This window comes from Clostridiales bacterium, from assembly GCA_017961515.1.
Classification (GTDB): Bacteria; Bacillota; Clostridia; order Acetivibrionales; family RGIG10202; genus RGIG10202.
In genome coordinates this window covers 20,964-30,111 of record JAGCXC010000008.1, presented here as the reverse complement: position 1 = coordinate 30,111, position 9,148 = coordinate 20,964, and the positions used below count along the sequence as shown (strand labels likewise).

Here is a 9,148-nt window from a genome sequence, read left to right as displayed (position 1 = left end):
CGAAATTTTGGAATTAGATCTTGGATTTGTCCAGATTGTGGTAAGTATCATGATAGAGATACTAATGCTGCAATAAATATAAGAAACGAAGGCATGAGAGTAGTAAATGCCTTAGTATAAAAGCAACAAAAACCGCAGGGCTTGCGGGATAAGCATCGTACTGCCTTAGCACATTGGTGCTATCGAAGAAACCTACCTGTTTGCATGATTAGTGCAAAAGGAAGCCCCTACCTCTACAACGAGAATTTTATGAAAAAAATTTGAGTTGTAAGTAGGGGAGGATGTCACAATTTGGGTTATGGCAGGAATAAGGGGACAAGGACAAGTTATAAAAACAATCATAGCATATATAAGTGGTTGTTCTATAGATTAATGTAATTTGTAGAACATGAGGCAAAAAGTGTAGTGGATATCAGTTGGATATGTGTGGATCTTTCTTAATACAAGTTCCAAATGCCTTATTTTTGGTAATATGAAAATTAAAAAACCACCGCATATTAAGCGGTGGTGTGACAGGGAGGGGAAACTACTAAATTTCCCTTTCCATTCGGTTTTATCCCAAATTAAAGTTGTATATAAGGACCTTTTGTTTTATTTTTTTGATTAGTTTTCTTTTTAAAGATATTTTTTGAGAAATACTTATTTTTTACCTTGTTAAAACCTTTATAAAGTTTAGTAAACGAGATTTTTTTAAGTTTCATATTTTTTAATTTCTCAAAAGATGTTTTAAATGAAAAAGTCTTCTTAGGAATCTTTTTAACTTTTACTGACTCAATAAGAGGTTCTGTACTATCAGGATAAAACAATGTAGCATCATCGTCAAAAGATTCACTTCTGCTAATTATCTTGTTTGATTCAAGTACATCTTTTGTGTTTTCAACATTTTGAATTATATTTTGGATTGAATTTGTCTTAGAATTAGCGTCTACAAAATTTTCAAAAGGCGGTGTGTTAAGTACAGAGTCTATTGTTTTAGAGTACACCTCAGGTTTAATTTTGAAACCAAATTCCTGGCACAATGCATGCAGATTTTTTAGTTCTGTATGGTTAAGAGAATCTATATCATCAATATTATTGTAAGTAAATTCTACAGTAGATAATAAAGCTCTATCATACCGAATAGTATCAATAGCATTTTCTTTAGTAGAGAGTAATTCTCTTAATCTTATTGATTGAAGTTTACGAGCATCTGCATCAGCAGCCATGTTCTTTTTAAGATTTCTAATGTGTTTAATATATGGGTCATTTTTTATATTGGTTTTAGGTTTCATTTCAGCAGAATCTAGATTTTTTTTCGCTTTAGGTTTTTGTTCTGACCAAAAATCATTGTCAAAAACACTGTTTGCCCAGTCTGTTGTTGATTCAATATCCTTATTTGAATTTTTGCTTTTTTCTTGTAATTGATGGTTTTTATTTTCCTCAGCATTTAATTCTTTTTCTAAATTAGCCCATGAGCTATCGTCAAAGGCATTAAAATCTTTTTTATTAGCCATAAAATATCCCTCCTTTTAAAATAACAAACTAGAGTATCTCATGTCTATATAGTTCTACATAAATATTCCAAAATCCTTTTTTTTCGAATAATTTTATAGGAGATTTTTTTTAAAACCAAGCACAACTCTGTTGATATGATTTAAGTCAGGTAATATACTAAGATTTTTAAATGAGTGTGTTTTTAGTATTTTGTAAACATCATCAGACTGATTGTATCCTACCTCGAACGCAAGTAAGCCACCATCACATAAAAAATCTTTTGCTGATGAAGTAATTTTTCTGTAGAAGTCTAATCCGTCGACACCGCCAAATAAAGCAAGATGAGGTTCAAAATTAGATACACTTGTGTGTAGACTTAGCATATCATTAGATGATATGTATGGAGGATTGGACACGATAATATCAAACTTATCGTATATGATGCTTCGAATATTAGGTATATTCCTACCAAAAAAGTCTTTTGAATCTAAATTTAAAATTTTGACTTGTTCAAACAAATTACTTTTTAGAAAAAAAACTTTATCTAGCACATTATTGTGTTCGGCATTAGAATAAGCAACATTTAAAGCAGCATCAGATACATCTAATGCGAGAACCTTAGTATTTTTTGCAAAATGAGCAATGCTTATACAAATACATCCAGAACCAGTTCCTATATCTAATACAGATATATTTTCTTTATGAGGTAAATGATTTAAAATACTTTCAACTAATATTTCTGTATCCTGCCTAGGAATTAGTACGTCTGGTGTAACAGCAAAATCAAGTCCCATAAACTCCTGACTGCCTAATATGTATTGTAGAGGCTTAAAATGACATCTTTCTTCAATGCAATGCATGAAGTAAGAATATTGTTCATTGCTTAAACTGTACTTAGGATTGGCATATAAAAAAGCGCTATTTTTTTGTAAGATATGTTGCAGTATGAGAAGACATTCATTTTTAGAATTTTCTATGTTATGCTCCTTAAGTAATCTATAACCTTTGATCATGCAAGTTTCTATGCTTAATTTATTACTCATACTAAAAAAACCCTTTCTAAATAACAAGTCAAACAATTCTACCACGAAAAAATCCACAAAACTAAAAGACATCTCTAGTAGTAAAAATTTGCTCTAACAAATGTTATACACCACAATAGCGAGTCAAATATCCAAGAATTGAAAATTAAGACTCGCAGTGCAATACAATTTACTTTTATTTTGCCGCTGCCGCACATCTTTTCTTAAACCGAGCAGCCCTACCATCATTAACAACAAACTTCTGTTTACCTGTAAAGAAAGGATGGCATTTCGAACATATTTCAACTAATATTTCTCCTTCTTTGGTTGATTTTGTAGCGAAAGTCTCTCCACAGGAACATCTAATTGATGAATCATAAAATTTTGGATGAATAGCTTCCTTCATAATTTCTCACCCCTTTCACAATATAACTTAAATAAAGTATATAATAAACTTATAGGTATCTTACGTTGCCATCAATATTCTAAAACAATGATGTATCAACAACCAGGAAACATTCTATCATAAAAATAACAAGTATGCAATAACTATTTTTTAAAAGTTTAATAAAGGGGAAGAATATGTTCCAAGTAAGTGCTTGATAACGGAGTTAAGAGAAAAGGGTTCACATCTTCATAAAAATATGATAAAATCAAAGTAAGAATTTTTAAAAGAAAGAAGAATGTGATGGAAAAGTTAGAATATATAGTGGTTTCGTTTTTATTGATGGCTGTGTATAAGATAGTGTCTCCTTTTATTAGAGGAATGATTGGAGAAATAGTAGTAAGATTTAAATTAATGGCTTTGCCGTTTAAGGAATATAAAGTTCTAAACAATATTATGCTAAAAACTAAAAAAGGCACAACACAAATAGATCACATAGTGGTATCTGTGTATGGGATTTTTGTTATTGAGACAAAAAACTATAAGGGAACAATAATTGGAGTGGGTAACAAGCAAGAGTGGATAAAAAGTGTGCATGGAGCAAAATATTATTTTAAAAATCCAGTGATACAAAATAAGGGGCATGTGAACGCAATAGTTAATAATCTTAGTATAAAAGAAGAGTTTGTTATTCCCATAGTGGTGTTTTCCAATGAGTGCAGACTAAATGTTAAGACTAATAGTATTGTTATTCTATTAAATAAACTTATTCCCACCATAAGGGGAGTTAAGGTTAGGCGTTTTACAAAGGAACAGCTAAATAGTATAGTAAGGCACCTAAAGGCGCTAAATCAAAGTGGATGTGTAACAAAGATAAAGCATATAGCGTATGTCAAAAAGAAAGAAAAAACAAGAAAATCAAAGAGATATTGAAGGAAATTTTTATAAAAATAGTAAGAAACAAGTTTGGTGTATCTTTACATAGACTTTTAAAATATGATATACTGCATTAATGGAGAAAGGGAGTGTACGATATGGAGATATTGTTGAAGGCGAAGGAATTGGGTATGTTGATCGCAGAAAGTGAAGAATTAAGTAAGTTACAGCGAAGTGAGGTAGTAGCTAATCAAGATGAAAAGGCGAAAAAGCTTTTGGATGAGTATAACAGTGTACAGGCTGAATTTGTGAAAAGCTTAAGGCAGGGTGACGAAAAAGAGACTTTAGAAAAATTAAGGGATAAGCTTAAAGAAAAACAGAAACAGCTTAATGATTATGATATAACCAAAAATTTTTTGGATGGGAAAAAAGCGTTTGAGAACTTGATGAAGAATGTGAATGATATCATAACTCATGAAATTACGGGAGAGACTTCGTGTTCACATGGAGGTTGTTCTACATGTGGCAAGTGCAAATGATGAAGATATGGAGAGAGAAAAATGTGCAATTTAACACCTATGATGCAACAGTACATGGAATTTAAAGAAAAGTATAGAGACTCTATATTGTTCTTCAGATTAGGGGACTTTTATGAGATGTTCTACGATGATGCAGAGTTAGCATCAAGAGAGTTAGAACTAACACTAACAGGTAGACCGTGTGGTAAAGATGTAAGAGCGCCGATGTGTGGTGTGCCGATCCATGCTAGTGCGGGTTATATTGCAAAATTGATAAGTAAAGGGTATAAGGTTGCCATTTGTGAACAAATGGAGGATGTGGCAGAAGCTAAAGGATTAGTAAGAAGGGAAGTAATACGGGTAATTACTCCTGGAACAGTTATAGAGACAGAAATGTTGGATGACAAGAAAAACAATTATTTGATGGCGATAAAAAAAGATAAGAGATCGTTTGGGTTAGCCTATGTTGATGTTTCGACTGGGGAGTTTTTGGCTACTATGATTGATGGCGAGAATGTGGAATCAAGATTAGTAGATGAAGTAGATAAAGTGAATCCTTCTGAGATTATAATTTTTCTAGAAGAAAAAGATGAAGAGGTCTACAAAAGATTAAGCAAAATGCTTAATAGTTTTATATCGTATATTGATGAAGAGAAGGTTGATCTAAATGTAATAAGAGACATTACAATAGACGACAAAGTAAAAGAAAATCATGTATCAGAGGTAGCAGTTGCGGCCTTGGTTAGTTATTTGTCTGGGACTCAAAAGATTACATTGCCACATATAGATGTAGCAAAGTGGTATACTAGAGACCATTATCTTGTATTGGATTGTGCGGCAAGAAAAAATCTGGAGCTTACGGAAACAATAAGAGATGGAGGAAAGAGAGGATCTCTTATATGGACGCTAGATAGGACGCAGACATCTATGGGGGCGCGTAAATTGAGAAAATGGATAGAAAGACCACTTGTCGATATTATGCGAATAAGCAAAAGACTGGATGCAGTTGGCAATTTGAAAGATAATTTTATAATCAGAAATGAGATTATGGAAAGTTTACAGAAGGTATATGATATAGAAAGATTAGCCACAAAATTAGCAATAGGTAATGTTAATTGCAGGGATCTTATATCACTTAAGATGTCATTAAAAAATTTGCCATTTATAAAAGAACAGCTAGAAAAATTAGATTGTAATCTTTTGCGCGATATTAACAGCGGTATAGATACATTGACTGATGTAGTAGACATAATAGAAAGTGCAATAGTTGAGGATCCGCCTATTACTATAAAAGAAGGTGGTATAATAAAAAGTGGGTATGATAGACGTGTGGATGAGTTAAGAAAAGCGACAAAAGAAGGAAAACAGTGGATAGCTGAGTTTGAAGCCCGAGAGAAAGAACGAACAGGGATAAAGAATTTGAAGGTGGGCTTTAATAAGGTATTTGGTTACTATATAGAGGTTACTAGGTCATACTATAATATGGTACCTGATACGTACATAAGAAAGCAAACATTAGCAAATTGTGAGAGATATATAACAAACGACCTAAAGCGAATAGAGAATATGATATTAGGTGCACAAGATAAGGTTATTGTGTTAGAGTACGATTTATTTGTAAAAGTAAAAGAGAATATAGCCAGTAGTGTTATGCGCATGAAAAAAGTTGCGGATAATGTGGCAACGCTTGATGTGTTGTGTGCATTAGCAGAAGTTGCGGAGAGGATGAATTATGTTAAGCCAAATATTTCTGATGATGGTGTATTAAAGATAAAGGAAGGGCGACATCCAGTTGTTGAAAAAGTTATGGATGATAATAGTTTTGTACCTAACGACACATACTTAGATACAGAAGACAGTAGACTTGCGATAATAACAGGTCCTAATATGGCGGGGAAGTCTACATACATGAGACAAGTTGCACTGATTGTGTTAATGGCACAGATGGGTAGTTTTGTAAGTGCAAGTGAAGCTAATATAGGTATAGCGGATAAAATCTTTACTAGAGTAGGTGCATCGGATAATTTGGCGTTAGGACAGAGTACATTTATGGTCGAGATGCATGAAGTTGCTGACATAGTAAAGAATGCTACAAGACATAGTCTTATTATTTTAGATGAAATTGGTAGAGGTACCAGTACATATGATGGGCTTAGTATAGCTTGGGCAGTGGTAGAGCATATAGCTGACAAATCGAAAATTGGAGCAAGAACATTGTTCGCAACACATTATCATGAGTTGACAGAATTAGAAGATAAGATAAATGGTGTGAAAAATTATTGTATATCAGTTGAGAAAAATGGCGATGATATAGTGTTTTTGCGAAAGATTGTTCGAGGAGGCGCAGATGAAAGTTATGGGGTATATGTTGCGAAGTTGTCGGGAGTGCCGGATTGCATAATAAATAGAGCACAAGATATATTAAAGAATTTAGAAAAAGAAGAGATGAAGAGAATACAAAAGAAACTCAAGATACCAGTGATAGATGGACAAATAGATATGTTTTCTATGAACAATAGTAGCGAGACGAAGTTGGATAGGGAAATTGTAGGGGAAATAAAGACGATGGATGTTACTACATTAACACCGCTAGATGCATTAAACTTATTATATAAACTACAACAGAAAGTAAATGAGGGATAATTGTATGGGAAATATAGTTATACTAGATGAAATAACTGCGAATAAAATCGCAGCTGGAGAAGTGGTGGAAAGACCTGCATCTGTTGTGAAAGAGATGATAGAAAATTCTATAGATGCAGGGGCTACGAGCGTAAGCGTTGAAATAGCTAATGGAGGTATATCTAAGATAAAGATAACGGACAATGGAAAAGGAATAGCGGTTGATGATGTTGAGATAGCATTTGAGCGACACTCAACTAGTAAGATACGTAGTGCGAAAGATCTAAATAGTATTGCAACGTTAGGATTTAGAGGAGAAGCACTTGCTAGTATATCATCGGTATCTAAAGTTGAGTTGACAACAAGAGAGAAGACGAATGAACGTGGTATGAATGTGATTGTTGAAGGTGGGACCTTGATAGAAACAAGACCAGTAGGATGTCCAGCGGGAACTACGTTTGTGGTAAGAGATCTATTTTATAATACGCCAGCTAGGTATAAATTTTTAAAAAAAGATACGACAGAGGCAAACTATATTTCTGATATAATAAATAGAATGGCTCTGCAACGTGAGGATATATCTTTTAAGTTTATTAGTAAAGGGAAAATTGTGCTACATACTCCAGGGAATGGAGATTTAAAAAGCGTCATATTTAGTATTTATGGGAAAGATGTTGCGCAAAATGTTTTACCTGTTGAATATAGTTATAATAATGTAAGAGTTAGTGGATTTATTGGTAAGCCTAATATTGCAAGGGGTACTAGGAGTTGGCAGTCTTTGTACTTAAACAATAGATATATAAAGAGTAAGCTTGTTTCAAAAGCAGTGGAGGAAGCTTATGCTACTTATCTAATGAAGGGCAAGTATCCTTTTTATGTTTTAAAGATTGAAATAGATACTGCATTAGTGGACGTTAATGTGCATCCAGCAAAAATGGAGGTACGATTTTCTAATGAACAAGACGTATTCAGATGTGTTCATAGAGCAGTTTCATCTGTGTTAATGGATAAAGGAGAATATAGGGATGCGGTAGTACCTGAAAGGCTAGCCCAGAGTAGCGATAAGCCCAAATACGTTCAGAGTACATTTATACAGCAAAGTTTTGCTAGGACGAATACTAAAGTTGATCCGGATGAGAAAAATATAGATGATATGATAAATGCGAGAATAAAGAAAAATAGAATGATGATGGAGAAGGAGGATATTTTAGGCGATAGTAATAAAACTGATAAAAATAATACTGTACGTGCCCTAAATGATATAAGGAATTTGCCAGAGGGAAAAGATCAGGGTAAATTATTTTGTGATGTGGCATGGAACACAATACATGAACACATGTCCCAAAATACAAAAACAGATATATTGAATAAACACTTAGAAGTTGGAATATCACAAGATGAGAAATCTGATATATCACCCGAATGTGACTCCAAAGATATAACCGTTAAAGATGTATTAACGGAAGGCTCGATTGAAGAAACAAATGACGTAAGTACGATTGGAGAAAAATCAAATAATATTTTAGTAGATTGTGTTGTAATAGGGCAATTATTTAGGACATATATATTATTGCAAAAGGGCGATGAGTTTTATATGATAGATCAGCATGCAGCACATGAGAGGGTTATGTTTGAAAAATTGCGCGAAAGGTATAAAAATAACGAGAACATGGTACAGCATCTTTTAACGCCGGTTGTAGTTGATATGCAAGCGACAGAGGTGAAGATGATTTTGGAGAATAAAGATAAAATAGAGAGATTGGGTTTTGAGGTAGATGAATTTGGTAATGATACTATAATAATAAGAGGAGTACCGGCATTTAGTGATGAAGAGAATATGAGGCAATATTTTTTAGATGTTGTAGATCGGCTGATATTTAAAAATAGAGAGGATTATGATGTTGATGAAACGTTGTATGATATTGCATGTAAGAGCGCAATAAAAGCTCATAAGAGGATGGATGATAAAGAAATAAAGGAGTTACTAAGACAGTTAGATGCATTGGATAATCCGTTTACGTGCCCACATGGTAGACCTACTGCAATAAGGATGACTAAAAGAGATGTGGAAAAAATGTTTAAAAGGATAGTGTAGATTATAAGAAGATATACTAAAGTAGCTTTTCGCTGGATTGAGAGATATTTTAAGCTAATGGAAAAATGATGTAATCGATATAAAGTTTATAATGAATGGGAGGATGGGATATAAAATGATAAGCAAAAAAGAGGGAAGAGCCGCAACAGAGCGACGG

The 9,148-nt window shown here is 33.2% G+C and carries 8 protein-coding genes; 5 read left to right on the top strand and 3 right to left on the bottom strand.

Features of this window, described 5'->3' with window-relative positions; genetic code table 11:
* Nucleotides 1–12 precede the first annotated feature (12 nt).
* The gene (locus tag J6Y29_00410; GenBank protein ID MBP5426355.1) at nucleotides 13–120 is read left to right on the top strand and encodes a transposase; all 108 of its coding nucleotides are present in this window, start codon (nucleotides 13–15) and stop codon (nucleotides 118–120) included.
* Between the two features lie 443 nt (nucleotides 121–563).
* Here J6Y29_00410 and J6Y29_00405 read toward each other — a convergent pair whose 3' ends face one another.
* The 3 genes from J6Y29_00405 to rpmE form a co-directional block, all read right to left on the bottom strand.
* The gene (locus J6Y29_00405; GenBank protein ID MBP5426354.1) at nucleotides 564–1,493 is read right to left on the bottom strand and encodes a hypothetical protein; all 930 of its coding nucleotides are present in this window, start codon (nucleotides 1,491–1,493) and stop codon (nucleotides 564–566) included.
* Nucleotides 1,494–1,586: 93 nt separating this feature from the next.
* Complete coding sequence (prmC, locus tag J6Y29_00400; GenBank protein ID MBP5426353.1) at nucleotides 1,587–2,516, bottom strand: peptide chain release factor N(5)-glutamine methyltransferase; 930 nt, start codon at nucleotides 2,514–2,516, stop codon at nucleotides 1,587–1,589.
* Nucleotides 2,517–2,691: 175 nt separating this feature from the next.
* Complete coding sequence (gene rpmE / locus J6Y29_00395) at nucleotides 2,692–2,901, bottom strand: 50S ribosomal protein L31 (GenBank protein MBP5426352.1); 210 nt, start codon at nucleotides 2,899–2,901, stop codon at nucleotides 2,692–2,694.
* 282 nt (nucleotides 2,902–3,183) lie between these two features.
* Between rpmE and J6Y29_00390 the strand changes: the two genes are divergently transcribed.
* The 4 genes from J6Y29_00390 (at nucleotide 3,184) to mutL (ending at nucleotide 8,991) form a co-directional block, all read left to right on the top strand.
* Nucleotides 3,184–3,813, top strand: a complete 630-nt coding sequence (locus J6Y29_00390) for an NERD domain-containing protein (GenBank protein ID MBP5426351.1) — start codon at nucleotides 3,184–3,186, stop codon at nucleotides 3,811–3,813.
* Between the two features lie 101 nt (nucleotides 3,814–3,914).
* On the top strand, nucleotides 3,915–4,295 hold the full coding sequence (locus tag J6Y29_00385; GenBank protein ID MBP5426350.1) for a YlbF family regulator: 381 nt from the start codon (nucleotides 3,915–3,917) through the stop codon (nucleotides 4,293–4,295).
* A 21-nt stretch (nucleotides 4,296–4,316) separates the two neighbouring features.
* Entirely contained in the window at nucleotides 4,317–6,917 is a 2,601-nt protein-coding gene (gene mutS / locus J6Y29_00380; GenBank protein MBP5426349.1) for a DNA mismatch repair protein MutS, read from the top strand.
* 4 nt (nucleotides 6,918–6,921) lie between these two features.
* The gene (mutL, locus tag J6Y29_00375) at nucleotides 6,922–8,991 is read left to right on the top strand and encodes a DNA mismatch repair endonuclease MutL (GenBank protein ID MBP5426348.1); all 2,070 of its coding nucleotides are present in this window, start codon (nucleotides 6,922–6,924) and stop codon (nucleotides 8,989–8,991) included.
* The last annotated feature ends 157 nt before the right edge of the window (nucleotides 8,992–9,148 follow it).

What these genes read in the sequence shown, in the direction of transcription:
- J6Y29_00405 (MBP5426354.1), bottom strand. Translation starts at nt 1,493, where the DNA reads ATGGCTAATAAAAAAGATTTTAATGCCTTTGACGATAGCTCATGGGCT.
- prmC (MBP5426353.1), bottom strand. Translation starts at nt 2,516, where the DNA reads ATGAGTAATAAATTAAGCATAGAAACTTGCATGATCAAAGGTTATAGA.
- rpmE (MBP5426352.1), bottom strand. Translation starts at nt 2,901, where the DNA reads ATGAAGGAAGCTATTCATCCAAAATTTTATGATTCATCAATTAGATGT.
- J6Y29_00390 (MBP5426351.1), top strand. Translation starts at nt 3,184, where the DNA reads ATGGAAAAGTTAGAATATATAGTGGTTTCGTTTTTATTGATGGCTGTG.
- J6Y29_00385 (MBP5426350.1), top strand. Translation starts at nt 3,915, where the DNA reads ATGGAGATATTGTTGAAGGCGAAGGAATTGGGTATGTTGATCGCAGAA.
- mutS (MBP5426349.1), top strand. Translation starts at nt 4,317, where the DNA reads ATGTGCAATTTAACACCTATGATGCAACAGTACATGGAATTTAAAGAA.
- mutL (MBP5426348.1), top strand. Translation starts at nt 6,922, where the DNA reads ATGGGAAATATAGTTATACTAGATGAAATAACTGCGAATAAAATCGCA.